This window comes from Vibrio sp. CDRSL-10 TSBA (genome assembly GCA_039696685.1).
In the GTDB taxonomy this organism is placed as follows: Bacteria; Pseudomonadota; Gammaproteobacteria; order Enterobacterales; family Vibrionaceae; genus Vibrio.
Genome location: CP155565.1, coordinates 19,133 through 45,178, shown reverse-complemented (window position 1 = coordinate 45,178; position 26,046 = coordinate 19,133). Strand labels below are relative to the sequence as shown.

Below are 26,046 nucleotides of genomic sequence, written 5' to 3'. Positions count from 1 at the left end.
ATTTGGGTATAACAAAAAGAACAGGAAATGACACGGTGCAACAACTCAGACAAGAAATCACGCTACTGTCCGGTATCGGACAACTCTCCACCACATTAATGGGCACCGGCCTGTTTATGATCCCGGCCATCGCAGCGGGCATTGCCGGACATCTTTCACTCTGGGCGTGGCTGATTTTATTCGTGGCAATTTGCCCGATTGCTCTCACGTTTCGCAGCATTAGGCAAACGCTATCCGAATGCCGGCGGCACCGCCTACTTTGTCCGTCAGGCATTTAACCCGCGCCTGGAACGAGCGGTAGCCTGGCTGTTTGTCAGCGTTATCCCGGTCGGTGTACCGCCGGCTATTGCCCTGGCTGCCGGCTTTTTGCAACCGGTCCTGCCGGCTCCGCTCGATGTTCCTCTGATCGCACAAACTCTGACCGTAGCATTATTGGTTGGCGTGAATCTGGCAGGCAGCAAATCCTCAGGCCGCCTGCAAACCCTGATTGCGCTGAGCATTTTTGCTCTCGTCGCAGCATTTTTCTGGGTTGGTGATGTGGGCAGCGAGGATCTGACCATGCCAGTACTGAACGCTTCGGCAATCTGGCCCATCGGCGCCGCTCTGGGCGTGATGTTCTGGTGTTTCGTCGGCATCGAAGCCTTTGCCCATATGGGGGAAGAGTTTAAGAATCCGCAGCGGGATTTTCCTCTGGCCATTCTGGTCGGTTGTTTCGTCGCCGGAGCCACCTACTGGGCCTGCTCGGCAGTAATCCTGAAGTTTGGTGCCTACGGCAGCCCGCAATTCGACAGCGCGTCTATTCCCTGGCTGAGCGATAAGCTGTTTGGCAGCCAGATGGCCAGCGTCATCAGTGTGATTGGCTTCCTTGCCTGCTTCGCCAGCATCAACCTCTACACCCAAAGCCTGTCACGCATGGTGTGGGCGCAAGCGCGTGACTATCGTCCCGAGAGCGCGCTGGCGCGTCTCTCCTCACGCGGAGTACCAGCGACAGCCACCTGGATAGTCGGCTTAGTGCTGCTGGTCTTTTGTTTTGTGCGTGAATTATCCGGCTTGGAGTTGGAGCTGTTCCTGAAACTGGCTAACGGCATTTTTGTGCTGGTCTATCTGCTGGCGATGTTTGCGGCATTTAAGCTGCTCAGCGGTTTTGCCAAGGTGCTGGCGACTGTCGCGCTTATCTTGTGCACCGCGGTGTTTATCTGCCTGGGCTGGTCGATGCTCTACGCACTGGGTATTTTTACCTTGCTTGCAATGCCGTGGAAAAAAGCCGCCAAAACGCCTCAGCAAAGCTATGACGAGCAATAGTACAGCATTGCCATAGAGCCAAATAAGCAGGGAATGTAAACGATTAGGTACAAGAATCCGGATGTCATCATCCGGATTCTCAGTTTTTACGCTCTAGGAGGCTTTGCTGACCTCAAAGCGTCCGACCAACTGATCTAAACGCTGCAGCGAGTTTTGCATCAAGGTCGTACGACGCGAAAGCTGCGATGAAGCTTCCTGAAGCTGTATCACCGTATGCTGGGCCGAGTCTGCTGTCTGACGGTGCTCCTCACTGTTACGGGCAATGCCCTGAATAAGGGTAAACAGACCGGTGGCCGAACTGTGTAGCCGTTCGCTGCGTGAGGAATCATCCACTATCTGGGTACTGTTTCTCGACATTGGTGATTCCTTCCTGCATAGACAACACCGCACGCTCAGACTGGCTGTGCAATGCTTTCATCAGTTCACCGATGTTATTGGCGGCCTGAGAAGTTTTATTAGCCAGTGTGCGCACTTCATCCGCCACCACAGAAAATCCACGCCCATGCTCACCAGCCCGCGCCGCTTCAATCGCCGCGTTGAGAGCCAGTAAGTTGGTCTGCGCAGTGATTTCAGTAATCAAATCAACAATACCGCCAATTTTCTGCATCTCGTCATTGACTTCGTTGACCGTCTGAGCCGATGACTGGACTATGGTTTTGATATCCTGCGCACTGGCTGTTGCCTGCTGGTAATCTCGCTGCGCTGCTTCCACTGTCTCTTGCATCAACACATTCATTTCAGTCGCGGTATCGTTAGCACTATTGATCTCCTGACTTTGGATCCCGGCCAAGGCCAGCATATCGGTAATCGAAGTCGCGGTACTGTCACTGCTCGACAACAACAACTGGCTGCGGCGCAGCATAGATTCAGAAACACTTTGTACTTCGCGACTGGCAAAGACCAGTTCCTTGATCATGCCCTCCAGACTATCGATAAAGCTGTTGGTCCAGCGCCCGAGATCACCGGTTTCATCGGCCTTAAACTGGTTCGCATCAAGACGCCGGGTCAGATTGCCATCCCCTTCGGCCAGAATTTGCATCACCTGAGTCATGCTTTGCAGATTATCGGCGATAGGCCGTGAGGTCATGCGGTGAAACAGGCTAACCGCAATGCTCCCTGTTAGTAGCGAAAGCATCAGCAGTTGCCACTCCACCAGCGGATACCAAGAGCTAACCACAAAAGGAAGCAACAAAGACGCAAAGATACAGAGTGCGAACTGCTGATCTAACTTTTGGGCCAGAGATCGATGCCGATACACCTCTTCCAGATCGGACTCGCACATCATGCCCCAGCGATCTTTTGAGCCCGGCATGCTGAACGTTACCCCTTTCCCGATTACCGGAATATGACGGTAATCAGAGTAGCCCGGGTATTCCACATACAGGTTTTGGCCGTTGCGAATGGTTTCACGCACCCCTGGATGAAGCTGCTTGGTGGACGGATCGTTAAATACGATTTCAAATTCAGTATGGCGCTGTACCTGCACCGTTTCCCCACTGCGTATGTACCCCGTCTTTTAGGTTTTCACCGTGGGAGAAGCGGTTATCTTCAAAACGGGAGCGGGACAAGGCAACACCCGGCGCTATCGATTTATCAAAGTGAGACTGCACCATAAACAGGTAGTTGTCTCCCGATTCGCTGTAGATATGCCCTGCTTCGCGCTGAATCAGATCGCCGATTACATCATTCGGTACTCGACCACACAGACAGCCAAGCAACTCGCCATCATTCTTTACCGGCTGATAAAACATCAGTGTCACTTCATCATGAAACGAAGAGCTTGAAGCGCCGATAGTCAGCGTGACGTCATCACAATAAGGCCCGTGCAGAAAAGATTGCTGTAATCCCACTTCAAGCGCTGCAGCAGAAACACTCCGTTTTCCCTTCTGAGCCGGATAGGTTGAGTCAAGAATGATACCCTGAGGAGAAACGAAGAAGAGTTCAGAAAAATCACTGCTGCGTTTAAGCAGTCGCTGCAGTGCAGCATGATATTCGTGTTGCGGTTTAGCAGCTAAATATAAAGCAGCATCTTGTAAAAAAGACCATTCATTATCGGCCCAGGTGGTGAGTATCTGTACTCGTGTGTTAGCTATATTTTCAAAGGTTTGTTGCAGAGAGGAGACACGACTGCGGTTAAGAAAGCATGCCTTGCGCATCGCCAACTTACCGGTAGATCCAAACCAGGGAAGCCAGCGCTTTTCCTCTGACGTTAACTGCATAATTCACCATCCATGTTTATTGTTATTCACCTGAGTAATGCAAACCTTGTTCCAAAAATGAGACTTCGTTACACTGTTCCTTAATAACACTTTGAAGCAAAACAGGTCTCTATGAAACGACACTTCTTGCAGTCATTTCGTCTGGCATGCTCTATTTTACACTCCGTACCAATGCACCAAAACCGGGCTAAAAAGCACAAAAATACAAAATTTCGCACCATTTTCGTGCACAACAGATGACGCAATACACTGAAAATTCGAACAAAAATAAACCAATCGCCATTTTGCAACACAACTGCACACTGCTGTTGCACACATAATACAGCGCTTCAACCTGTATCTACACTGTCCATGTAAAGGCGTTGCTCTGATCTCGCTGGCACAAAAAAGGCTGCCAACGCAGCCTTTCACCTTGCATACCCCAGTTTACTGGTTAACGATTTTACGGTGCCCCTGCTCAAGGTGAACAAAATCCACCAAATCATCGCCGGATACCTGATAAGCCTGACCAAAGCCTTTCACAAATAGGCCTTTTTCCGGTTTCAGGCAGTAGAGGGTGAAATCTTCAAGCTGCTTGAGGTTATCAATAATGTCACCGAAACGGTCGGCCATCTGACCAATCACCTGCAGCCACAAATCGCTGTTGCGTTTCTACCACCTGAGCCACAGCATCAAACGTAAGACGTTTGCGGGCAAACAGCTGTTTGGCTGTCGCTTCATCTTCAATCATCATGATTGAGACCTGAGGGTTGATATCCAGATTTCGTGCGTGACGGGCAATATGAGAAATTAAAATAAAGTAACCTTCCTGATTCTGCACGAATGGCGCATAACTGACATTGGGTCTCCCCTCACCATCCACGGTTGCCAGCTGCAAAGTACAGCGTTCATGCCGGAACTCCTGGATTTCCGGCTCCAGTCTTCCTTGCAACCTTTCTTGCTTAACTTGCTGATTCATATATTTCTCCGAACCTATCACTGTTTTTGTTGTAATGCTTTAAACCGTGCAACCTGGTCCGCAAGCAGTTGACGTTGCTCGTCACGGCCGAGATACACTTTAAATACGCTGTCACCCTGCTGGGTGAAAAAGCCGAAATAATGGCTTTCGCGTCCGTTAAACGGCTTGCTGACCAAAGCAATGTGCGCGATCAAGTCCAGCTTCAGATGGCCGTGCAGTTGCCCTTCCCGTCCCATTAAATTGTAGTACCCGCGCGCCGTTTTCCCTTTTGGTAACGGTGCTTTGACCTCAAAAATAGATCCAAATGAATGAACTATTGTGGTCACCGGGCCCCAATCGGCCAAATCGGTGAGAACCGACTCGGCTTGTGCGCCATCCAAAATGGTCGCCATGCCGGACGGTAATGCACTCACCACCTCATACTCAGAGACATTCAGTTGTTGGGCGATTGCCGCAGGCAACAAAGAGGGCTCACTCTCGAGCAGGTGAGCTACTTGCTGTGCTAAAGATTCCATGTTGGTTTCCGCTGTGATGACGATCTTGTGATGCTTACCAACCAAGACCTTGATGTTTGCCTGATGCACAGGCCAGAACTGACCATCTGCATTTTGCCTGCTTGGTGCCTGCACATTACGCACAAAGCACCAGGTACCGAGTACCAGGTACTATACAGAAGTGGCAAAAGGATAAATCGACACAAATGAGAATGCAATTGATAATTGATCTTATTTGCATTTTGTTAAATACTTGCACTGTGCCGGTAAAAGTGAACCATCGCGCCGTAAAACACGCCAGACGTGCTGTGCAGCAACAGGTGCTTCAACCGGTCGTGCTACGGGTACATAACCCGAGTTTCACTATCAAAATCAGACAAATGAGATATACCATGAAAGTCACCACACGTTTAGCCTGGCTGACCGCCACTCTGTTTTCCCTGCTTTCCTATAGCGTACAGGCCGAACAACGTATTATCAGCGCTGGTGCCAGCGTTACGGAACTGCTGCTGGCTCTCAACGCCCAGCAAGAGCTGGTAGCGGTTGATGTCACCAGCTCTCTGCCGGACACGCTGACGCTGCCAAAAATCGGTTATCATCGCCAGTTATCTGCCGAAGGTATTCTATCTTTAGCGCCAACCCGTCTGATTGGTTCAGATGAAATGGGGCCGCCGGCGACGTTAGACAAATTACGCGCCGCCGGTGTTGAAGTGGACGTGATTAACAGCGATGTGACAACACAGGGGCTGTTACAGCGTATCGATCAAATTGCCCGTCTGACCGGACAATCCGCTAACGCTGCAGCCCTGAAACAGACGGTGCAACAAACGCTCAACCAGCTGACCAGCCACCAGCCGCAACAATCTGCACGTAAAAAAGTCCTGTTTTTGCTGATTCATGAAGGGCGGGCCGCCAATGTCGCCGGCAGCGCAACCGTACCGGACGAAATAATTAACCTTGCGGGCGCGACCAATCCGGCAGCCGGAGAAGTGAGCAGTTATAAACCGCTGTCGATGGAAGCTCTGGTTCAGATGCAGCCCGATGTCATCCTGGTCAGCGGGCGCAGCTATGACAAGCTGGGCGGACCGGACGCGATTCTGCAATCTTTGCCTCTGCTGGCGGCAACACCAGCCGGCCAGAACAAACAGATCATTACCCTCGACGGGCACGCACTGGTCGGCGGATTGGGCCTCAACAGCCTGAAAGAAGCCCAGCGTCTGCAAACTATTTTGTACCCTCAGGAGTAGCACAACGATGTTAAGGCAGATCCCGCTTGCTTGGACCTCGCTGGTGCTGACATTGCTGGTGACATTCAGCGCGGTCTATTCGATTACGGTCGGACCGATGGCCATCAGTTTCAGCGATAGCCTGAAAAGCCTGCTGCTCAGTTCCAGTGACGTGGCCAATCATGTGCAGATGGTGATCCATCAGATCCGCTTTCCGCGCACTGTGTTGTGTATGCTGGTCGGTGCTATTCTCGCCCTGTGCGGCACCGTTATGCAGGGCTTATTCCGCAATCCATTGGCAGAAACCTGGTATTATCGGTGTGTCGGCGGGAGCTATGCTTGGGGCTGCCATCGCGATTGTCATGCTGGCGAATCTGGACATCAGTCCCGCCTGGCTCAACACCTTAGGTCTGCCTCTGTTCGCATTTGCCGGCGGAGCTGTGACGACCATTCTGGTCTATCGCCTTGGCACCAGTTCCCTCGGCACCTCGGTCACTATGATGCTGCTGGCAGGTGTCGCTATCAGTGCGCTGTCAGGTGCAGGCGTGGGCTATCTCAACTTTGTCGCCGACGATCAAATGCTACGTGATCTCTCGCTCTGGTCGATGGGCTCATTTGCAGCGGCCAATTGGCCTAATATCGCGCTGTGCGCGGTGACACTGCTGTTGTTGCTGAGTTATGTCTCACGCCACACCCTGGCGCTGAATGCGCTGCTGCTGGGTGAATCAGAAGCTCGTCATCTGGGGATTGAGGTTGAACGTCTTAAACGCAGTATGATTGTCCTGTCTGCCCTTGGTGTCGGCGTCACCGTCAGTGCCGTCGGCATGATAGGTTTTGTCGGCCTGGTCGTGCCTCATCTGGGGCGTATGCTGGTTGGCCCGGATCACCGTAATCTTGTCCCGGTTTCGGCCTTACTCGGCGCTTTGCTCTTAACCATCGCGGATATGGTGTCACGCCAGATTATCGCTCCGGCTGAGCTGCCAATTGGCATTGTCACCGCGTTGATCGGTGCCCCCTTCTTTCTTTATCTGCTGTTTCAACAAAAAGGAAAACTGTCGTGATAAGCACTCCGGCCATTCAGGCTCGCGGGCTGCACGTTCAATTCGGACAACGTGTTATTCTGGATAATCTTAATGTCGATATTGACTGTGGCCAGGTCATTGCACTGCTGGGCCCCAACGGCGCCGGAAAAAGTACCTTGCTAAAACTGCTGAGTGGCGAGATTACCAGCGAAGCAGAGATTCGGGTATTTGGTAAACCCCGCCAACAGTGGGATAAGAGTGAGCTGGCACGCCATGTCGGTCTGCTGCCGCAGTCGAGCAGTCTTAGCTTTGCCTTCACCGCACAGGAAGTGGTGGAACTGGGGGCGATTCCGCTCAGTGTCAGTCGTCAACAAGTGAGCGAACTGGCAAGGCACTATATGCATGTCACCGATGTTGCCCACCTCGCACACAGGCTGTATCCATCCTTGTCCGGAGGGGAGAAACAGCGTCTGCATCTAGCCCGGGTACTGACCCAGCTTCATCAAGCCGGCTCGCAGAAAATTTTAATGCTCGACGAGCCCACTTCAGCACTGGATTTGGCTCATCAGCACAACACGCTGCAAATCGCCCGTCAACTGGCAACCCAAGAGCAGTGCGCCGTGATTGTGGTACTGCATGATCTCAACCTCGCGGCACAATATGCTGATCGTATGCTGCTGCTGAGTGATGGTGAACTGGTGTGTGATGCCCCGCCCTGGCAGGCGCTCACCACACAGACCATACAACAGGTTTATGGTTTCCGCGCCGTTATCGCTGCGCATCCGACGCTGGCCTTTCCGGTCGTCTATCCGGCCGAGTAACTGTTTATCTGCTTTAAATATGAGATTTACTTTATATAAGCCACCTGTTTTAGATAAACAGTCCGTGTTGGATAAAAATCCGTCTGCATAAAAATCAAAAGGCCAGCATTCATCATGCTGGCCTTTTCGATTACTTTCTCGTGGTCATTACTTACTCATGGTAATAAGAGATTTACCAATCAACCATTCGACTTTTTCATCACTGCCTGAACCGAGTTTTTCGTCAGCCAGTTTGTACAGACGTTCCAGGCCGTTGTAGGCGAACTCCTGGGCACGCTCAGCAATCACGACGTGCTGAAATACCAGACGCAGAATGGCGACGAATTCTGAGTTGTCCAGCGCTTTCATCCAGCTTGAAACAAAGGATTCATGGCCATTATCAAAATCAAGATGCTCAACAAACAGGCTGAACATCCGGCCGTCCAGTGCTGAAGCAAAATCGGTTTTCTTGGGAAAATGGTGGCTGATTCCGGTACGTGACACCCCGGTCTGCTGGCTCAGAGTGGTGTATGACATTTTGTCATAGCCGAGGGTCAATAACTGATCGACGACCGCATCCATGATGGTCTGGATGGTGATTTCGGTATCTTCTTTACTACGCTTTGGCATGGTTAAGGCTCTTCTTATGTACTTTTATGTAGTTCCATACAATGTTGGTTTCCAATGATAGATATCATTGATTACGTTTTATCAATGCCTTGCACAACGTGGTGGCATCAACGGCTCGAACCACCTGAGGACGTACACCAGCCAACCTCCACAGTGACCAATGCACTCATTGAATGGATGAAAACACCCGCTTAAACATCGGTGAGTTACCGATAAAATTCGACACATCTATATTTCCGACCCGTGAATCATCTAATAAACCTTTAGTTAAGGCAATGAGTTTTAGTAAGTCACGACAAAATAATGACACTTAACCTTACAAAAAATTGACTAAACTCACACCTAAAGCTGTCATAAAAGTGACATCCATAGCGATTTGATCAACAAAAACAGTTCACTCACTTCGTCTTCGGTCTGAGTGAGAGTCTGATCAACTTTCACAAACTAAGAGATGCGGCAGCAGAAAATCGTGCATATCACTCATCCTTGATCAGACGCAAACTTTCACGCATTTTTGCTTAAAACAACCATAGCCGGGCCGGAAAGAGCAGAGTAAGATATCCTCATAATTTGTAAGAGGATGGTAAGATGAGTAACCAAACCTACCGAGAGCCGGAAGTGTGTGAAGCATGTGGTGTAGCCGGTGAAATGGGCTTCATTATCCGCGAAGGGGATGATGTCGCTGAAGTGACTATTTTTGCCGACTCAGAGCCGCAAATGCGCGCAGAACTGGACAAGTACCTCACTCTGGCTCAGCAAGTGAACAAAAACGTTGAACACGAAGTTATGCCGTTAGCCGACGACGCCAAAGAGATGCACGTGCGCTTCAAATTTGAAGTCAGTGCGGAAAAATTAATTTTCGAGCTCAGATCCCGCTCACTGGCACGTTAATCACCCAATTATCAGCGATGGTTAACGTCAGCCCGCAGCCAAATACCGAGCTTGAAAGACAAAGCGGGCCGCAAAAGCTCGCTTTGTTGTCACTGTTTTTGTAAACGCATTTGTGACCAGTTTTGTGACATTGTGCGCTTTGATGATGATTACTTCGCCTCTTTCATTGCAGCCACTCGCCGCGCTGGCGATACTCAATCCATCACACTTGTCTGGATTGCGGACATCGGCATGCACTACCCGCTCATCGCTCTGCTCACATTACTGACCGCCCTCTCTGTATCGGCCGAACCGCTCGACCGCTATCAAATCCTGAATTATCTGGATAACTACGGCAATCTGGACTTACGCAATAAGCCTTTCACCACGCTGCCAGACAACATGGAACTCAAGGGCAACCTGAGTATCGCCAAAACAGGTATCACTAAACTGCCTCGCGGACTGAAAATTGAAGGAAGCCTGGATGCAGCCAACAGTCAACTGGCACAAGTACCACGCGGTACATTTATCCGCGGCTATGCCAACTTACTCGGTTCACAAATCCAGCGCTGGCCGGCGGGAATTAACCTTGGCGGTTATCTCAATCTGACTGACACGCCGCTGGTTGGACTGCCACCACGTTTAAGAGTGAAAGGCGACCTGAGTGTCATGCGCACTCCTTTAACCGAGCTGCCGGATGGGCTAGTGGTAGAAGGGAACCTGTTTATTGGCGGCTCCCAAATAAGCGCCTTTCCGGATAACTTAACCGTTAACGGCAATATCTATCTGGGCGGTAACCGTATTAGCCATTGGCCAACCAATCTGACGCTGGGCGGCGCTGTCGCCCGCTGAGCCGGTATCATTCGGGCACAAAAAAAGAGAAGCGGCTGCTTCTCTTTTTATCCTTTATTATCAGGTGTTACTTGCGGTTACGCACCGGGTTGGCATAACTATCAAGCAAGTAAGGATGCGCATCTTCAGGCAGATGGGTTAGTTTCTCCTGCAGCTTAGCGCGCACCGCCGGCGTAATATCTTCATGTTCTTCACCTGCGGCCAGCAGGTTTATCGGATACAGCTTGTAGTGCATGTGGATCTGGCGGTCAATCTCTTGCGCCAGCGCCTCAGGCGTCTCATACGGCTGATCGATCACATCGCCAAACGCAACATGGATACGACCTTTCTCTCCGACAATACCTTGAATGATACTTTCGATATCTTCAAACTCTGATTTTTCGTACTTGCCGTGTGTGGCCTTCTCATACAGTTCGCGCGCTTTGGCGATATCACACGGGTCATTCTCATAAGAGATAGACACCGGCACGATTTTCAGTGACTGAATGTAATCAGCAAACTCGGCTTTCTGTTTACGTCCTTCAACATGGAACATTTTCAGGATCGCCGGATCGGTATAATCGTTGCCATCTTTAGCACGACCTTCTTTCTGTGCAATCCAGATTGAGTTACCTGTCTCCAGTGAATGCTTAATGTAGGCTGACAAGGTGCCCAGCGCTTTCATCATTTCACGCGGGCCTTTGGCGGAACGTTTGACGATAAAACTCTTGTTCAGCTTCATCAGTTTCCGTGGCACACGGTTTCTTCAGCAGATTATCGCCGATCGCGATACGCACAGTACGATGGCCGGAGACATACAGACCATAGTTAACCAGCGCCGGATCCATCGCGATATCGCGGTGGTTAGAGATAAACAGGTACGAGGTACTTTTATCCAGCTTGTCGAGACCACTGTAAGTCACGCCATGAGTGGTGTGCTCAAGCGTTTGATCAAGGTACTTTTTCACTTCCCGCTGAATAACATCAACGGACTTCAGTTTAGCCCACTTGAATTTCAGATAGGCTTTAACAAAAGGTCCCATCAGAGATTGCAGCCAAGCCGGCTGGCGCTCAAAACGGTGCTGCAAAATGGCAGCGATAAACTCTTCGTCATTAATCAGACGATTAATGGCGGCAGGAATCTCTTCGTCATTGTAAGGACGAATGTCTACATAAGGATCGTTTGTTGAAGTCATATTATTTTACATCAAATAAAAAGCTGGCCTATTCTACGCGTAGTCACCATCAGTCGCAGCTATCGTTACCACATAATTCACAAGGTCAGACCAGAACGCGTGATAAAGGTTTCTTAAAAGTGACAGAAATATTTCCGCCTGTCACAACTCTCAGTAAGCTTATTTCATGCCACTTCACTGGGTATTTGGCTTTTTTCAGGGAAAGCGTTACCCTTAGCGCCCTTCTATTGCTCGAGGCTATTCATGAACTACGCTATCCAATCTGAAACGTGCTTGTTTCCCTATCTTGAAGCCACGTCGCGCAAGCGCGCCGTTAAGCACAGCCTGATTCATGTGGAGCGTGGTTTAGTGCTGGTCAAACTCGGCAAGCAGGAATACGCCATTGAAGCTGATCAAGCGCTGTGGATCCCTATCGACTGCCTGAGTGCGCTGACGTTTTTCCCCAACACGCAAATTCAGCGTATCGATTTTTCGGTTCGACTGCATGATACCTTTCCGCATCAGGCGGGTCTGGTTAAACATACCGAACTTAGCTGGGCTGTACTTAACCGTCTGCGACAACTTGATAGTGCTCAGCAAGCCAGTCGTGAAGACGAAGTGTATCTGCATTTGCTGCAAGTGATAAAAAGCGAAGTAAAAAACTTTGAACCTAAGCTGCCTCATTCGACATTTAATCAGTCTTTAGCCGCGTGGTCGCCGCAGGCACACAACGGATTAAGCAAAGAGCAGCATTTAGTGTTGCTGGTACGTGAAGCGATGAAACGTCGCCTGTCAGGCGGAAAAGAAGCGCAAATCGTTGCCGAGCTGTTTGCTGACAACAACAGTCAGTATCAGCAGATGTGTCAGATCGTATTAGGTAAAACGCTTTAAGCTGTATCCTCTAGAATCTGGGAGCTGGGCTCTAAGATCCAAGCACGAATCCCGGCAGGCAACTGCGCTGGATAATAAGTCAGGACAGCGGTCAACCGGCATGACCCACACGCCGGTTGATTCGATTAAGCTACAATGTTGAAGCCCCGTCAGTTGAAGACCAGTCTGTTAAAAACCTGGTTCCCAGCCTCAAATTGCTAACCAACGATGTCGACGTCTGTCTCCGGAAACACAACAACACGCCAGCACCACGCCCATATGACGTTCGTGCTCCGGCAGCGCCGGCACTTGAGGTTGATGCACCTTGCCCGATTGCACCGTCACTTTACAGGCACCGCACAAACCAGCGCGGCAACTGCTTTCGATGTGAATACCAGCCTCTTCGGCCTGATCGAGCAACGGCACCTGATTATTGCCGCTGAACACTTTCCCATTGATGTTAAGCTGAACGGTTTTCAGCTCTTTTGGCGCCGTCAGCGCGACACCAAAAGCTTCCTGATGATAAGCCGTTTGCGGTAATCCCTGTTTCAGCAACAGATTTTTCGCTTTCTGCATAAAACCATCCGGCCCGCACACAAACACCTGACGCTGAGTCACATCTTTGATTTGCTTGAGATGAGAGAGCGAAAAACGGCCCTTCAGACCAAACCAGTCCAGCGGTGCCTGGGTAAGAGAAATAAAGACTTTAAGACTAGTGAACTGACGCTCCAGTTGCTGCAATTCATCATGAACCGGGATATCTTCAACTGAGCGGCACTGATGGTAAAAGACCACATCGTCGATCTGATCGTGATCGGCCAGATAGCGCAGCATCGACAGCATCGGGGTCACTCCGCTGCCAGCCGACAACAACAGCAGTGGCTGACCGGATTGCGTGCCATCAAGATGAAAACTGCCATCCGGCGCTTCTGTGGTCAGTGCATCGCCGACCTGCAGATGGCTGATCAGCCAGTTTGAAACCCGGCCACCGTTAATACGCTTGACCGAAATCGCCAACCGGCCGGGACGAGACGGACTCGATGACAAGGTATAACGGCGTGTTACCCGCTCCCCCTCGATCACCAGCTCAATCGGCAGATGCTGCCCTGGCTGATAGCCTGGCAACTCATCCTGCTGCGGCTCCAGCCAGAACGTGACAAAATCACGCGCGATCTCTTCCCGCTCCACGCAGGTCATGCGGTAATGGCGCAACCCCTGATCCTGATACGCTTCTTTTTCTTTGTATTCCAGTACTTGCACCTCATCACCGGCGCGAATCATACCTTCATTTTTCGCCACCAGGTTCTGGCCAAAGAACACTCCGCCGCGCTCGTTGGCGCGAAACTGCGATAAGGTGCGCAGCGGCTCCTGGGTCGGGCGAAATGTGCCCGTTTCCACATCAACTGTGGTCAGGATACAGCGTTCACACGGTTTGACGGCTTCAAACTCCACTTCGCCAATTCTAATCCGTTTCCAGCCGTCCTCGGCAAACGGCTGCGTACCGGATACCACCAGGTTGGTGCGAAACTGATCCATACTGTGACGCTCCGGGCTGCGACGGTTGAGCTCTTCGAGGGAACCTTCACTGATCACCAACAGCGGGTAACCGTCGGCAAAACTGACGTTACTGCCGACTTTTTCCCGTACCCGGTTGGACTGCTGGCCACTAAACAGCAACTCGACCCGCTGGCCCAGCACCTCACTGAACCAGTCATCCGCTTCATCCGTCGTAGTGTAGGCAACAAAGTTATCTTTCCACACTGTGGCGGGCGCTTCCTGCAGCTTGAAGTCCGCGTAACGCAGTGTCAGCGGCGGCTTGCCTTGCGCGGTGAAGATCAAGCCATCCGGGGTCAGCGTGGAACGAACTTTCACCATCGCCGGATACTTGCGCGCCGTCACCATGCTGCCATCGGCCAGCGCCACCATAAAACGGCGGTCAAACATCAGGCCCTGTTTTTCTACCCAGGCAGTAGACAAGGCGATGCCGGCGACAGACTTGACCGGATAAACATTGATTTGAGAGAGATGAGCGGACGACATGGCATTTCCTTAGCGCAATAAGAATGAGATGTTATGCGGTGATAATAATTAGATATTGGTGGTGATAATAAAACAATTTCACCCTGACGACTAACCTGCTTGCATAATGAGCAGATATGGCGATCAAAAGTGAGAAAAATGCCGCTTTCAGGCCGAGATCAAATTAAGGGGTGAAATTGCCCCCCTTTTCCTCTATCATCCTGTCGCCTAAACGGAAGCGTTTGCGTCATACGGAAATCCGCATTTTTTGCGGTCAGGCAGACAGTTTAGGCTCCAATCACTCAACGACTTCATGGTGGGAGCAATACATGACAACACTTACGATCACTCGTCCTGACGACTGGCACGTTCACCTGCGCGATGGCGAGGTTCTGACCGATACAGTACGTGATATCAGCCGCTACAACGGACGCGCGCTAATCATGCCTAACACTGTCCCACCTGTGATTAATACCGAAATGGCGCTGGCCTACCGCGAACGAATCATGAACGCGCTGCCACAAGGCCAGTTTGAACCTCTGATGTCACTGTACCTGACTGACAACACCAGCGCAGACGATATTCGCAGCGCCAAGGCATCCGGCGCCGTTGTCGCTGCCAAGCTTTACCCGGCGGGCGCCACCACCAACTCAGACTCTGGTGTCACCTCAGCGAAAAATATTTACCCTGTCCTGCAAGCGATGCAGGAAGAAGGCATGCTGCTGCTGGTTCACGGCGAAGTGACCACTCACGATATCGACATTTTCGACCGTGAGAAAACCTTCCTCGACACCGTACTGGCTCCAATCGTGAACGATTTCCCGAATCTGAAAATTGTCCTCGAGCACATCACCACTGCCGATGCCGTCGAGTTCGTCAACAAAGCCGGTGACAATGTCGCGGCAACAATTACCGCTCATCACCTGATGTACAACCGTAACCACATGCTGGTTGGCGGTATCCGCCCGCACTTTTACTGCCTGCCAATCCTGAAACGCGCGACCCACCAGCACGCTTTGGTTGCAGCGGCGACCTCTGGCAGCAAAAAATTTTTCCTTGGCACCGACTCAGCGCCGCACTCCAAAGGTAAAAAAGAGACCGCGTGCGGCTGTGCAGGTTCGTACACCGCACACGCAGCGCTTGAGCTGTATGCAGAAGTATTTGAGCAGGAAGGCAAACTGGACCAACTGGAAGCATTCGCAAGCCACAATGGCCCGGATTTTTACGGTCAGCCGCGTAACAGCGATACCGTTACCCTGACCAAACAAGCCTGGGACGTACCGGCGGAAATGCCGTTTGGCGGCGAAACCGTGGTGCCGATTCGTGGCGGCGAACAGGTGCTGTGGACGGTAAAATAACCGTGACCACTGAGTCACTAGCCTGACGGCCGGAGACAAACGCAAAGGAGAGGCTTCGCCTCTCCTTTTTTATTGCCCTGCGGCGTTTAATTGCGTCGCTGCAGCAGCAGTAACACTTCGGCATGATCGGTATGCGGAAACATATCGAACCACTGCAGTTTAACGCTTTGGTAGTTGGTCAGTTGCTCCAGATCGCGCAGCATCGACTGCGGGTTGCAACTTGAATAGAGAATATGTTGCGGCGCCAGAGCCATCAGTTGGTCAGTCAGTATCGCACCCAGTCCACGCCGTGGCGGGTTAACCAACACCAAATCGGCTGCCTGGCTCTGACCAAGCGAGAACTGTGCTGAATCAAGTGCGGCAAAACTCAGGTTATCGATACCCATCGCCTGCGCCGAACGCTTGGCACTGGCGATCGCTTCCGGTTCAATCTCAATGCCGGTGACGGCTGTCTGCTCTGAGGCGCAGTGCAGTGCGAATCCGCCGACACCGCAAAACAGATCCCACATCCGCGCTGGTGCAATTTCCCGTACCCATTGCCGCGCCGTGGCATACAGGGCAGCCGCCACCTGCGGATTCGTCTGAAAAAAGCTTTTCGGACGAATAACCATAGGGACCTGATTAAACTGTTCCATCAGCACCTGACTCTCGGTCAGGAAGATCTCTTCTTCCCCTTCCAACCGCGCCATGTGCACCGGCTGGATATTGACGGACACCACTTCCAGCGCGGGAAACGCAGCCAGCAGAAGCGGTAAATTGCGCTCAATGCGAGGCAATACCTCTTTACTGCGGCTGACAAAACGCAGCATAAACTGGCCGTTAAATTCGCTGCGGGTAAGCAGAATGTATTTCAGCTCACCCTTTTTCTTCACCTTGTTGTAAGGCGGGATCCCAGCGATACGAATCCAGTACTGCAAGTAGTCGAGCAGTTGCCGGGTCGGCTGCGGATAAAGCGCGCACTGGGTCAGAGAAAGTGGCGAGTGATCCGTCTGACTCTCAATCCCCAGCACAGGAGCGTGAGCCGCGCCCATAACCACCATTTTGGCCTTATTACGAAATCCGCTCTCGGCGCTTTCAACCGGGGCTAACCACTGCCGGGGCGCGTGCGCACCAAGCAGAGTTTTAAGCTGGCGGTCTTTGCTTTCAATCTGGACGGAATAAGGGAGTTGGCAGTGGCTGCAGGAGGTACAGCGCTGCTGTTCAAAGAATTCACAATGCATAAATGGTGACTGCCAGAGAAGAAAAGCGTTAGTCTATTCATTCACTGGCAAATCACCATTGAGATGTTTTATCTTGTCGATAACAAAAACTTAGTGACCGCGTACTTTATGTACGACTTCCATCACCGCCACCACAAGCAGGCCAGCCACGACACCAATCAGTCCGTTCAGCAACGCCGGAACCAGGTCTGAGACCAGGGTAAGCTCCGGAACACGCATGATCACAGGCTCAATCCAGTGATGAATAACCGGTACGTTGTGCACCACAATACCACCGCCCACCAGAAACATCGCAGCTGTTCCGACAACGGTCAGTGTTTTCATTAACTTAGGTGCAAACGCAACTAATGCTGACCCTACCACTGCCATACCGCCTTTGCCCTGAGATTTACGCTCCAGATAAAAACCAAGATCGTCGAGTTTGACGATCCCGGCCACCAGGCCATACACACCGGCCGTCATGATCACCGCAATCAGGCTGACCACCGCAATCTGGGTCAGCATCGCATGCCCCTGTACGGTGCCCAAGGCAATCACAATGATCTCAGCAGACAGAATAAAATCGGTACGGATCGCCCCCTGGACCTTCTTGGTTTCATACTCCTCAATACTGACCTGACTGAGCTCTTCCATCGCCTGCTCAGGCTGTTTCTTGGGCTGCGGATGAAACAGCTTCTCCAGCACTTTCTCTGCCCCCTCATAACAGAGAAACAATCCGCCCAGCAGCAATAAAGGCATGATAAGCCAGGGCGCAACAGAGCTGATGATCAGCGCCGCAGGCACCAGAATGCATTTATTACGAAATGAACCTTTGGCAACCGCCCAGACCACAGGAATTTCCCGTTCAGCAGCAACGCCTGACACCTGCTGTGCATTGAGCGCCAAATCATCGCCCAACACACCGGCTGTCTTTTTGGCGGCCATCTTGGACATCACTGCAACATCATCCAGCACAGTCGCGATATCATCTAACAGGGTTAATAAGCTTGCACCAGCCATTCTCGTCTCTTCATCTCGGTTTAATCAAACAATACGCAACGAAATGTAACATCATCCGGGCCTGTGCGCGAAACAAAGCCTGCTTTTTTCTCGTGCCGCTTGCCCTTCGTAACGCCCGGAACTTGTATCCACAGATAACTGGGATTACTCTTTGTTTTTTCTCCTTAGTCACAGGGAAAGTCATGCAAAGTGCTTACACTTATCCAATCGGAACCCCGGGTCAGAAATGGGGTGATGAAGAAACGCCAGGCCTGGCGTGCTCAAACCAGTATCAAACGCGAATATCAGCAGCTGGTGGTGCCTGAAATCGAAGCCTTGCGCGCTCGGTTTGATGTGATCCAGTATGGCGTGCTCTCTTATGACCCGGCACGCTATCCGCTATGGTGTGTCAAAACCCGTGCCTGGCAGGATGACAAACCGACGGTGCTGGTCACTGGCGGTGTGCACGGTTACGAAACCAGCGGCGTGCATGGTGCGCTGCAGTTTCTGGCCACTGAGGCAAGCCGCTTTGAAAGCGAGGTCAATCTCGTGGTAGCGCCATGTGTCAGCCCTTGGGGTTATGAGACCATCAACCGCTGGAACCCGAATGCCCTCGACCCGAACCGTTCGTTTTATCCGGGCAGCCCGGCGGAAGAGTCTGCCGCATTGATGGCACTGGTGGCTGAACTGCCGGACATTCTGCTGCATATTGATCTGCACGAAACCACCGACACCGATGAAAGCGAGTTCCGCCCGGCGCTGGCCGCACGTGATGGCATTGACTATGTCGCCGGTTCGATTCCGGATGGCTTCTACACGGTCGGCGACAGCGATAAACCACAACTGGCCTTTCAGGCCGCTATCATCGAGGCGGTGCGCAAGGTAACCCACATTGCACCGGCCGACGAGAACGGTCAGCTGATTGGCTCCGATGCGGTTCAGGAAGGCGTGATTCTCTATCCGATGAAAAAACTGGGCTTGTGTGGCGGCGCCACCGATTGTGTATACGGTTCAACCACCGAAGTCTATCCGGACAGCCCGCAGGTGACAGCTCAGGAATGCAATGACGCGCAGGTCGCAGCAGTGGTTGGCGCGCTGGAGTATGTGCTGGCGCAGCGCTAAACATGATGCATGGCGCGCCGCGGATAATGGCTCGCCATGGATAACACGGGTCGGCACTAGAACTCGTCGCTACTGCACTCGTCAGTACTAAACGCATAAGTACTAAACGCGTAAGTACTAAAGCAGACGGTTTTTGTATTGCTCCGGGGTCTGCCCGGAGTATTTTTTAAACATCGAGATAAACGGGCTGGCCTGGTTGTAGCCTAAGGTCAGTGCGACTTCTTTCACTGAATGGCCGCTGCGCAGCAGTTCCATTGAATACAGATAACGAACCCGCAGACGCCACTCGGTAAAGCTCATCCCCAATTCAGCCTGACAATGGCGTGCCAGAGTTCGTTCCGTTGCATGCACTTTTTCCGCCCACTGCTGCAGACTGGTGTCATCGGTGGGGCTCTCTTCCACGGCCGCCAGAATTGGTGCCAGATACTTATTATTACTCGATGGCAGAAAATGGTGCTGGCTTTCCTGAGTCGCCAGTTGATCAAGCAGCACCTGAACCAGACGTTTATCCTGCAGTGATTCTGCCACGCTTATCTGGCGGCGACGAAAATCATCAATAATCGCTGACACGATCGGGGTCACTTTGATTAGGCAGGTCCGGCTCGGAAACGCCGTAGTCATATCGGCCGCAATGTTCAGCGAACAGTACTCGATCGGCTTACGGTTAAAACTTTTGTGCCGGATACCCGCCGGTACCCAAATCGCCAGATGAGGCGGTGCAAGAAAACGGGTGTCCTGCGCTTCCATCTCCAGAATACCACCGGATATCAGTTGCACCTGGCCCCAGGCATGACTGTGCTCACGGGTTTCTGTGTTGGACAGAAAGGCTTCAAAATTCATAAATACATCGGAGGGTGCCTGCTCAATCGATAAAGAGGGGTGAAGGTTTCTGGCGCGTTTTCTCAAAGTTGTCTTCCTATCGCTCGCAATGTCTTTTTGGAGATATATATAATTATATAGACCTGTCACACTTAACGCCAATACTACTTGATATCGAAATCGCCTGGCATCCGGTCATTGGCTATCCCGACCAGCAGGTGTCACATCAATTCGGTAGCAGTGCGCAATCGCAACTCATACATTGTCTTTATCGATTTACTTCAGAACGTTGAGGCTGACATGATCTATCTCTTACCTATGTTTACAGTGCTGATCTGGGGTGCCAACACCTTGGTCAATAAACTGGCCTCGCACATTATCGAACCCAGCGCTATGAGCTTTTACCGCTGGCTGCTGGCGATGGTGATTCTGACTCCGTTCTGTTTACCCGGCGTTTCTGCGGCAATGGGCGATTATTCGTCCCTACCTGGCTAAACTCGCGTTCCTGTCCTTGTTGGGCATGGCGCTAAACCAATCGCTTGGTTATTACGCCGGTCTCACCACCAGCGCCTCAAATATGTCATTAATCACTTCACTGATCCCGCTGCTGAGTATCTTCTTCAGTGTGCCGCTGCTGGGCAAACGTCTCTCTGCACTCAGTGTCATCGGTGCTGTGCTGTCGCTGGCCGGGTTGGCCTTTATGCTGGGTCAGGGTGATCTGCTGTTTTTTATCGATCAGGACATCACCCAAGGTGATGGTCTGATGGTCCTGTCGGCTTCTGTCTACGCCCTGTACTGCGTGTTGCTCAAGCGCTGGAAAATGCCATTTAGCAACTGGACACTGATCTATCTGCAAGGCTCTCTGGCGGTGGTCATGCTGGCACCACTCTGGCTGACCAGCGAGCACTTACTACCACCGCAAGGGTCGTTGCCATTGATCGCCTACGCAGGTATTGCTGCCTCCTTACTGGCGCCATGGATGTGGGTTAAAGCCATCGACGTACTCGGGGCTGACTCGACCGCTATATTTATGAACCTGCTGCCCGTGGTATCGGTAGCACTGGCGGCATGGCTGCTGGATGAACAGATCCACGTTTATCATCTGCTGGGCGGTATCATGGTGCTGAGCGGGGTGATTCTGGCTCAGATCAAACGTCCGCAGCGCAGCACTGCACCAGCCACTGCCTTGCCGCTTACTTCACCGCGGCCTTAAAGCTCACCGATAATATAATAACCCGCTGGCCGGACTGGGAATTTGATAAAAACGCGCATTAAGGCGCGTTTTTTATTGCCAACTCAGAGCAAACAAAAACAAAACATTGCGCAAAGGTTACAGATTCGTTATTAGTTAGACATACGTGCATGAAGTCTTGCGCACAGTGTGGCAAAGACGCGTTCAAATTGTTGAAACAACCATAACTTGATATTTATGATTCAAGTATAATCAGCAACTTACCATAATAACAACCATAAGTTGATATTTTTGTGAATCCGACGATTTACTACAACATTACAAGAAAGAAAGTTACTTTCATCACATGTCTCGACCATTCACTGAAACACATTTCTGGACAAAACCTTGTCAGTGACTTTACTAAATTAGTACCAAGCGAATTACTTATAGTATTGCAAAACTCACATAAGTAAGTATTAAGACGGTGGGTAGAAGCGGCAATTGTTGAATTTGTATCAAATCAATACGAATCGCATGATAACAACTGAACCAATGCTTAGTTCTGCTCATGGAATGTTTTTCTCCAACGGTTTGGAGTAACCGCATAACGTTCTTTGAATTTATCACGGAAGACCAACACCGAACTAAATCCTGTTTTAGCCACGATTTGTTCAATGGATAGATCAGTAGACTCGAGCAAATCCTGAGCCAAATTGAGTCGCTCAGAAGCTAACCATTCTCCAAACGCCATCCCTGTTGCCTTATGAAATTTTCGGGTAAAGGTACGGCGGGTCATCATCACTGACTCCGCGAGTTCATCTAGAGTATATTTATGACCAATATCGTTTCTGATTCGATCCATTAACTCATTGATACGTGAATCTGAAGTTGTTATCGGTATGGGTTGTTCAATGAATTGTGCCTGTCCGCCGTCTCGATAAGGAGAAACCACCATTCTTCTGGCGATACGGTTGGCAATTGTGCTGCTGTAATATTTGCGGAAAACATACAAACAGCAATCAATACCGGCTGCGGTGCCTGCGGATGTAATAACTCCACTATCTTCAACATATAGCGCATTGGTATCGAGTGAAGTTTCCGGAAAACGTTGAGTGAAATCTTGCTCCAGTTCCCAATGAGTTGCAGCACGCTTTCCTGCTAATAACCCGGCATAAGCCAGAACATAGCCACCAAGACACAGACCGACGATTAATGCACCTCTCGCATTAGCAAGGCGTAACGCCTCAACAAGCTGCACATTAGGCCTTTCATCAACGGTACGCCAATAAGGAACGATGATGATATCCGCATTCTCAAGCGAGTCGAGTTTTGCTTTTGTATGAATCTCCATCCCTATACCAGACAAAATTGGGCCGTCCTCTCCCGCAATAAATTGTATGTTAAAGAAAGTTTCATGCAGAGTATCACGCCCGAAACACTATGCTTGGGACAGAAATATGAAATGGGCTGAATCCATTAAAGACGATGACCGAAACATTAGGTATGTGCTGCATTGTTTTGGGAGACAGAGTTCTCGAAGACATTTGCTTAAGCCTGATTGTAGAGCTACCGATGATGGTAGCTCTACATATTACAATTGGAAACTATAGAGTAACAGTCTCACCATCTTCTGGGATATACACGAAATCATTGAGTAAATTGATTTCAACATAAGCACGAAGCTCCTGTCTCGTCACAAGTGCGTGGTTTACTGCGCCCATATGAGTAGCAACAATCTTTGCCTGAGGAAGAACAACGTGCGTTTTTAATACATCTTCTTTACCCATGATGATCGATCCATAGCCAATCACATGTGCCCAGCCAGTATTCAGAATGACCACGTCTGGCTGTTCACGTTTCATCGTTTCTTCTACCGCCTGTGTCCAGATAGTATCTCCGGCCAGATAGAGCTTTTCTTCATCGGCATGAGACAATATAACGCCAGTTACTTCAGCAAGCATTTCTCCCAGTTCCTTATTTTCGTAGGCTGCGTCAGAGCCATGTTGACAAGCAGTACGAGTAATAGAAATGCCATTGTAGTCGGTCTCTTCAGAGAAAATCTGAACATTAGTAAAACCTTGTGAACGTAGAATTTGTTCATCACCTTCGTGTTGAACAAAAACCAGCTTGTCTTTAGGGATCACATTGACTGCTGTTTCGTCCCAGTGATCTGGGTGAGTGTGTGTCAACAACACAGCATCAACATCAATAATCTCTTCAATGGACAATGGCAACTCAACCGTTGGGTTACGCACCTCAGCGTTTACTGTACCGCCAAATCCTGGGTAAGTGCCTTTTGGTGCCAACATTGGATCAACAAGGAATCTCTTCCCTGCATAGTCAATAACTTGCGTTGCGTTACGAATTTGAGTGATTTTCATAATATTGCTCCAGAATTGTTTTTGTGGAGCTATTTTATGCATGATGATATAGCCAAAAAAGTGGCTATATGGACACATATGGATACTATCGGGACAAAATGATATTACTCTTCCAAAAAGTATTCACACTTCATAATTTCGGGAAAATACGATTACCGTACATATAACAGATAAGTCCAATCAGCATGATACCGAGTCCAATGAAATGCCACCAATGAACCGGTCTTATAGGCATCTCAATCAAGCCGAAACTATCGATGCACAGACCAGCTACCAATTGACCAATAATGAATAAGAACATCAAATTGGTAATACCAATTTTTGGGGCAAGGAATATCGTTGTGAAGACAAAAGCCGCACCGATTAACCCCCCAAGCCATTTCCAGGGAGATTGCTGAACGATATTAACAGCAAAGCCACTCCAATTGGCATAAACAGAAGCCGCCAGGCCAAGACATAATGCACCGACACCAAAGGAAATAAACGCTGCAATCAATGGTTGTCCACCGACTCCTGAACTCAAACGACTGTTAACCGCAGCCTGAACAGATAACCCCGCACCGCCAGCTAGTGCCATCAGAAAATATATAATATGCATATTTAAATGAACCTACAAAAGGCCGAAATCAATTTAGATTTCAGCCTTTTTATTGTTTTACAATGCTAATGAAGCGACTGTTTTAACTCAGTAACGCATCTCGTATTGCTTCACCGACACCTGCCGCTGATTGTGGGTTTTGCCCAGTGATTAAAGAGCCATCAATAACAACGTTGCTTGTCCAGTCTTCAGCAGCCTGATGTAGAGCACCTCGCTCTTTCAGAGTACTTTCTAATAGAAATGGTACCGCATCGACCATGCCGACCGCATGTTCTTCAGAATCGGTGAATGCCGCCACATTCTTGCCAGCAACTAAATACGAACCATCACTCAGTGTTACATTCACCAGCGCCGCAGGGCCATGGCATACCGCAGCGACCACTTGGCCCTGCTCATACATTTCGCGAGTGATACTTTGTACGGCGGAGCTTTGTGGAAAATCCCACATAGTGCCATGACCACCGACGTACATGACTGCACTGTAATCGCTCGAGTTAGCGTCAGCTAGCGCAGGGCAACCCTGCAATTTTTCCTGAAATGATTCATCATTCCAGTAATGAGCATTAATAGGGTCTGTTAAATCCACTCCATAAACAGGAGGAAGGCCACCTTTAATAGACGCAAACTCAGTCGAGATGTTGGCCTCTTCCAAAACATGCAGTGGATGAGTTAATTCAGGTAAATAGAAGCCGGAGTCTTCGTGACCTTGTCCTAAGTCTTTGTGGCTCGTCAGAACAAAAAGAACAGGTTTGATTGAATGAGATGATGAAGACATGAATAACCTCAAAAATTAAATAGAAAGATTACCCTACCCTTCAGTTAGTTAGGGATAAGGTAAGATAAAGCCAGAGAAATGAATTAGCGAGTAACTCCACTGTACGGTAGATAATCAGTATAGCCATGTTCGTCCCCACCGTAGTAGAGAGACTGATCCGGTTCTTTAATTGGCCATCCGTGACGATAGCGTTCAACTAAATCAGGATTGGAGATATATTTCGCTCCGAACGCTGCCAAATCAATAGTTCCATCATTGAGTAACTGGTTCGCTTTATGTAAATCCATCCCGCCAGCCAGGATCAATGTTCCCTTATAGGCTTCACGGAATTTTTCTAAGAATCCGTCAGGCATAGAAGGAGCACCACGGCTAGCCTGGTCCATTATGTGAACGTAAACAACGCCACGGTCATTCAGTTTCATGTGCCAAATGCAGGAAAGTCTCTTCTTCCCCTTCAAAATCATCCAGGTCATGTAAGCGACCAAATGGAGAAAGGCGGATACCGACACGTTCAACACCAATGCGTTCAATACAGGCGTCCACCACTTCAAGAGCAAAACGCACGCGGTTTTCAACCGTTTCACTGCCATACTGATCCTGACGATCATTAACGGCAGCATTAATAAACTGCTCGACGAGATAGCCATTTGCACCGTGAATTTCTACACCATCAAAACCTGCTGCAACTGCATTTTCTGCTGCCTGAGCGAAATCAGCGATCACATTCTTAACTTCTTCTGTGGTAAGACGATGGGGTTTACTTGCTGGGACAAAACTTGGTTTTCCATCCGCATCATAGCCAAACGCGCTACTATTAGTGGCTTGCTGATCCGTTGAACTGACCGGAGAAGCACCCTCTTTTTGCAATGATGTATGACTAATACGACCCACATGCCATATCTGGGTAAAAATAAGGCTGCCAAGAGCATGTGCGTGGGCCGTCACTTTACTCCAGGCATCTATTTGAGACTGATTCCAGATCCCAGGACAATCGACGAAGCCAGTCCCTTGCTGACTGATTGGCGTACCTTCGGTTACAATCAGCCCTGCATCTGAGCGCTGACCGTAATATCGAACCGTGCTGTCATTAGGTACATTGCCTGGTGCTCTGGCCCGAGTCATCGGAGCAACAACGGCTCGATTTTTTAACGTTTTGCCATTTAACACATAATCATCGAAAAGCACTGTCATTCGATTTTTCTCCT

17 protein-coding genes and 8 pseudogenes are annotated in these 26,046 nt (G+C 50.1%); 10 read left to right on the top strand and 15 right to left on the bottom strand.

Annotated features, from left to right (window positions below; all coding sequences use genetic code 11):
- The first annotated feature begins 35 nt into the window (after positions 1-35).
- Positions 36-1,302 (top strand): annotated as a pseudogene (yjeH, locus tag ABDK09_00250) (L-methionine/branched-chain amino acid transporter).
- Positions 1,303-1,395: 93 nt separating this feature from the next.
- Here yjeH and ABDK09_00245 read toward each other — a convergent pair.
- From ABDK09_00245 to hutX, 3 genes and pseudogenes are all read right to left on the bottom strand, one after another.
- A pseudogene (locus ABDK09_00245) lies at positions 1,396-3,521 on the bottom strand (methyl-accepting chemotaxis protein).
- A gap of 426 nt (positions 3,522-3,947) precedes the next feature.
- A pseudogene (hutZ, locus tag ABDK09_00240) lies at positions 3,948-4,479 on the bottom strand (heme utilization protein HutZ).
- A 17-nt stretch (positions 4,480-4,496) separates the two neighbouring features.
- Positions 4,497-4,994, bottom strand: a complete 498-nt coding sequence (gene hutX / locus ABDK09_00235) for a heme utilization cystosolic carrier protein HutX (GenBank protein ID XAW88487.1) — start codon at positions 4,992-4,994, stop codon at positions 4,497-4,499.
- 371 nt (positions 4,995-5,365) lie between these two features.
- Here hutX and ABDK09_00230 point away from each other — a divergent pair, with 371 nt between their 5' ends.
- The 3 genes and pseudogenes from ABDK09_00230 (at position 5,366) to ABDK09_00220 (ending at position 8,042) form a co-directional block, all read left to right on the top strand.
- Positions 5,366-6,220: a helical backbone metal receptor gene (locus tag ABDK09_00230; protein ID XAW87937.1), complete on the top strand. Its 855-nt coding sequence runs from the start codon at positions 5,366-5,368 to the stop codon at positions 6,218-6,220.
- 7 nt (positions 6,221-6,227) lie between these two features.
- A pseudogene (locus tag ABDK09_00225) lies at positions 6,228-7,260 on the top strand (iron ABC transporter permease).
- Entirely contained in the window at positions 7,257-8,042 is a 786-nt protein-coding gene (locus ABDK09_00220) for a heme ABC transporter ATP-binding protein (protein ID XAW87936.1), read from the top strand. The pseudogene ABDK09_00225 and the gene ABDK09_00220 overlap by 4 nt, the downstream one beginning before the upstream one ends.
- A 147-nt stretch (positions 8,043-8,189) precedes the next feature.
- On the opposite strand, the gene ABDK09_00215 is transcribed toward ABDK09_00220, so the two are convergent.
- A complete protein-coding gene (locus ABDK09_00215; GenBank protein ID XAW87935.1) occupies positions 8,190-8,651 on the bottom strand; it encodes a TetR/AcrR family transcriptional regulator in 462 nt (153 codons plus the stop codon).
- A gap of 588 nt (positions 8,652-9,239) precedes the next feature.
- Between ABDK09_00215 and ABDK09_00210 the strand changes: the two genes are divergently transcribed.
- On the top strand, positions 9,240-9,542 hold the full coding sequence (locus ABDK09_00210; GenBank protein XAW87934.1) for a YfcZ/YiiS family protein: 303 nt from the start codon (positions 9,240-9,242) through the stop codon (positions 9,540-9,542).
- Between the two features lie 231 nt (positions 9,543-9,773).
- Positions 9,774-10,373 carry a hypothetical protein gene (locus ABDK09_00205; GenBank protein ID XAW88486.1) on the top strand — a complete coding sequence of 200 codons (600 nt, stop codon included), beginning with the start codon at positions 9,774-9,776 and terminating at the stop codon, positions 10,371-10,373.
- A gap of 67 nt (positions 10,374-10,440) precedes the next feature.
- Here ABDK09_00205 and ABDK09_00200 read toward each other — a convergent pair.
- Positions 10,441-11,548, bottom strand: a pseudogene (locus ABDK09_00200) (1-acyl-sn-glycerol-3-phosphate acyltransferase).
- A gap of 243 nt (positions 11,549-11,791) precedes the next feature.
- Here ABDK09_00200 and ABDK09_00195 point away from each other — a divergent pair.
- A complete protein-coding gene (locus ABDK09_00195) occupies positions 11,792-12,418 on the top strand; it encodes an AraC family transcriptional regulator (GenBank protein ID XAW87933.1) in 627 nt (208 codons plus the stop codon).
- A 197-nt stretch (positions 12,419-12,615) separates the two neighbouring features.
- Here ABDK09_00195 and ABDK09_00190 read toward each other — a convergent pair.
- Positions 12,616-14,437: pseudogene (locus tag ABDK09_00190) on the bottom strand (hybrid-cluster NAD(P)-dependent oxidoreductase).
- A gap of 308 nt (positions 14,438-14,745) precedes the next feature.
- Here ABDK09_00190 and pyrC point away from each other — a divergent pair.
- Positions 14,746-15,774, top strand: a complete 1,029-nt coding sequence (gene pyrC / locus ABDK09_00185) for a dihydroorotase (protein XAW87932.1) — start codon at positions 14,746-14,748, stop codon at positions 15,772-15,774.
- A gap of 86 nt (positions 15,775-15,860) precedes the next feature.
- Here pyrC and rlmC read toward each other — a convergent pair whose 3' ends face one another.
- Complete coding sequence (gene rlmC, locus ABDK09_00180) at positions 15,861-16,994, bottom strand: 23S rRNA (uracil(747)-C(5))-methyltransferase RlmC (protein XAW87931.1); 1,134 nt, start codon at positions 16,992-16,994, stop codon at positions 15,861-15,863.
- Positions 16,995-17,084: 90 nt separating this feature from the next.
- Positions 17,085-17,993 (bottom strand): DUF808 domain-containing protein, encoded by a 909-nt coding sequence (locus tag ABDK09_00175; protein XAW87930.1) that lies wholly within the window; start codon positions 17,991-17,993, stop codon positions 17,085-17,087.
- Positions 17,994-18,175: 182 nt separating this feature from the next.
- Between ABDK09_00175 and ABDK09_00170 the strand changes: the two are divergent.
- Positions 18,176-19,094: pseudogene (locus tag ABDK09_00170) on the top strand (M14 family metallocarboxypeptidase).
- A gap of 117 nt (positions 19,095-19,211) precedes the next feature.
- Here the strand turns inward: ABDK09_00170 and ABDK09_00165 are convergent.
- Positions 19,212-20,000 (bottom strand): helix-turn-helix transcriptional regulator, encoded by a 789-nt coding sequence (locus ABDK09_00165; GenBank protein ID XAW87929.1) that lies wholly within the window; start codon positions 19,998-20,000, stop codon positions 19,212-19,214.
- A gap of 213 nt (positions 20,001-20,213) precedes the next feature.
- On the opposite strand from ABDK09_00165, the pseudogene ABDK09_00160 reads away from it, so the two are divergent.
- A pseudogene (locus ABDK09_00160) lies at positions 20,214-21,126 on the top strand (DMT family transporter).
- A gap of 517 nt (positions 21,127-21,643) precedes the next feature.
- Here the strand turns inward: ABDK09_00160 and ABDK09_00155 are convergent.
- The 6 genes from ABDK09_00155 to ABDK09_00130 all read right to left on the bottom strand — a co-directional run bounded on the left by ABDK09_00155 (position 21,644) and on the right by ABDK09_00130 (position 26,032).
- Positions 21,644-22,453 (bottom strand): helix-turn-helix domain-containing protein, encoded by an 810-nt coding sequence (locus ABDK09_00155; GenBank protein ID XAW87928.1) that lies wholly within the window; start codon positions 22,451-22,453, stop codon positions 21,644-21,646.
- A 238-nt stretch (positions 22,454-22,691) separates the two neighbouring features.
- Positions 22,692-23,468, bottom strand: coding sequence for an MBL fold metallo-hydrolase (locus tag ABDK09_00150; GenBank protein XAW87927.1), 777 nt, complete (start codon positions 23,466-23,468; stop codon positions 22,692-22,694).
- Between the two features lie 130 nt (positions 23,469-23,598).
- Complete coding sequence (locus tag ABDK09_00145) at positions 23,599-24,066, bottom strand: DMT family transporter (protein ID XAW87926.1); 468 nt, start codon at positions 24,064-24,066, stop codon at positions 23,599-23,601.
- Between the two features lie 82 nt (positions 24,067-24,148).
- The gene (locus ABDK09_00140) at positions 24,149-24,841 is read right to left on the bottom strand and encodes a type 1 glutamine amidotransferase domain-containing protein (protein ID XAW87925.1); all 693 of its coding nucleotides are present in this window, start codon (positions 24,839-24,841) and stop codon (positions 24,149-24,151) included.
- Positions 24,842-24,924: 83 nt separating this feature from the next.
- Positions 24,925-25,263: a hypothetical protein gene (locus tag ABDK09_00135; GenBank protein XAW87924.1), complete on the bottom strand. Its 339-nt coding sequence runs from the start codon at positions 25,261-25,263 to the stop codon at positions 24,925-24,927.
- Positions 25,250-26,032: a hypothetical protein gene (locus ABDK09_00130; GenBank protein XAW87923.1), complete on the bottom strand. Its 783-nt coding sequence runs from the start codon at positions 26,030-26,032 to the stop codon at positions 25,250-25,252. Before ABDK09_00130 ends, ABDK09_00135 begins: the two co-directional genes overlap by 14 nt.
- Positions 26,033-26,046 lie beyond the last annotated feature (14 nt).

Coding starts and splice junctions, on each gene's coding strand:
- hutX (XAW88487.1), bottom strand. CDS start 4,994: ATGGAATCTTTAGCACAGCAAGTAGCTCACCTGCTCGAGAGTGAGCCC.
- ABDK09_00230 (XAW87937.1), top strand. CDS start 5,366: ATGAAAGTCACCACACGTTTAGCCTGGCTGACCGCCACTCTGTTTTCC.
- ABDK09_00215 (XAW87935.1), bottom strand. CDS start 8,651: ATGCCAAAGCGTAGTAAAGAAGATACCGAAATCACCATCCAGACCATC.
- ABDK09_00210 (XAW87934.1), top strand. CDS start 9,240: ATGAGTAACCAAACCTACCGAGAGCCGGAAGTGTGTGAAGCATGTGGT.
- ABDK09_00205 (XAW88486.1), top strand. CDS start 9,774: ATGCACTACCCGCTCATCGCTCTGCTCACATTACTGACCGCCCTCTCT.
- ABDK09_00195 (XAW87933.1), top strand. CDS start 11,792: ATGAACTACGCTATCCAATCTGAAACGTGCTTGTTTCCCTATCTTGAA.
- pyrC (XAW87932.1), top strand. CDS start 14,746: ATGACAACACTTACGATCACTCGTCCTGACGACTGGCACGTTCACCTG.
- rlmC (XAW87931.1), bottom strand. CDS start 16,994: ATGCATTGTGAATTCTTTGAACAGCAGCGCTGTACCTCCTGCAGCCAC.
- ABDK09_00175 (XAW87930.1), bottom strand. CDS start 17,993: ATGGCTGGTGCAAGCTTATTAACCCTGTTAGATGATATCGCGACTGTG.
- ABDK09_00150 (XAW87927.1), bottom strand. CDS start 23,468: ATGAAAATCACTCAAATTCGTAACGCAACGCAAGTTATTGACTATGCA.
- ABDK09_00145 (XAW87926.1), bottom strand. CDS start 24,066: ATGCATATTATATATTTTCTGATGGCACTAGCTGGCGGTGCGGGGTTA.
- ABDK09_00140 (XAW87925.1), bottom strand. CDS start 24,841: ATGTCTTCATCATCTCATTCAATCAAACCTGTTCTTTTTGTTCTGACG.
- ABDK09_00135 (XAW87924.1), bottom strand. CDS start 25,263: ATGAAACTGAATGACCGTGGCGTTGTTTACGTTCACATAATGGACCAG.
- ABDK09_00130 (XAW87923.1), bottom strand. CDS start 26,032: ATGACAGTGCTTTTCGATGATTATGTGTTAAATGGCAAAACGTTAAAA.